Annotated in this window: 1 pseudogene; it reads right to left on the bottom strand. The window is 72.1% G+C overall.

The annotated features are described in order from the left end of the window. Positions 1-190 precede the first annotated feature (190 nt). Positions 191-860, bottom strand: a pseudogene (locus FGX59_RS37075) (aldehyde dehydrogenase (NADP(+))); the annotation flags it as partial.

Raw genomic sequence — 860 nt, 5'->3', positions numbered from 1 at the left:
CGCTTGAAGAGCGCCGTGGCCAGCGTCGCCACCGACACGCCCTTCAGCTTCTCGCGGGTTTCCTCGTTCATGCGGGATCCTCCCATGGATGCCAGCCGGCTGTCCCGGGTCCGGCATTGGTCATCTGGTTCAAGGGGTTGGCGCAGCCCGGCCCCGGGGCGCGGCCTTGCGGCCACGGGGCCGGGGCGGGTCAGGCGATATCCTCGGGCAGGACGCTTGCGGGGATGTTCTGGAAGCAGACCGGGCGCAGGAAGCGGCGGATCGAGAGGGTGCCGACAGACGTGGCGCCGAAATTGGTCGAGGCCGGATAGGGACCGCCATGGACCATCGCGTCGCAGACCTCGACCCCGGTGGGGAAGTTGTTGGCCATCACCCGGCCCGCCTTGCGCTCGAGCACCGGCAGCAGCTGCCGCGCCAGGGCCGCGTCGCCCTCGTCCATGTGCAAGGTCGCCGTCAGCTGGCCCTCGAAGCCCTTCGCCAGCGTCACCATCTGCTCCGCCGTGTCGGTGCGGATGACGAGGCCCAGCGGGCCGAAGACCTCCTCGCCGAGCGCGTGGTCCTGCAGGTACGAGTCCGCATCGGTCTCGTAGAGGTTCGGCGAGGCCTCGCGCCCCGCGCTCTCGGTCTCGAGCACCGGCGTGACCGCGTTGCGGCCCTGGAACCGCGCCTGGCCCGCCTGGTAGGCCGCGGCGATCCCGCCCGTCAGCATCACCTGAGGCGCGACCTTGGCCAGCGCCCCGGCCGCGGCCGTCACCACGGCGTCGCCTTCGGGGCCCTTCGCCACCACGGCGATGCCCGGATTGGTGCAGAACTGGCCCGCCCCCATGGCCAGCGAGCCCGCCCAGCCGGCGCCGATCTCC

Origin of the sequence: Poseidonocella sp. HB161398, from assembly GCF_005870025.1 — a bacterium.
Lineage (GTDB): Bacteria > Pseudomonadota > Alphaproteobacteria > Rhodobacterales > Rhodobacteraceae > Mangrovicoccus.
Note: the sequence above shows the minus strand (reverse complement) of the source record. Positions and strands in the feature narration are given on the sequence as shown.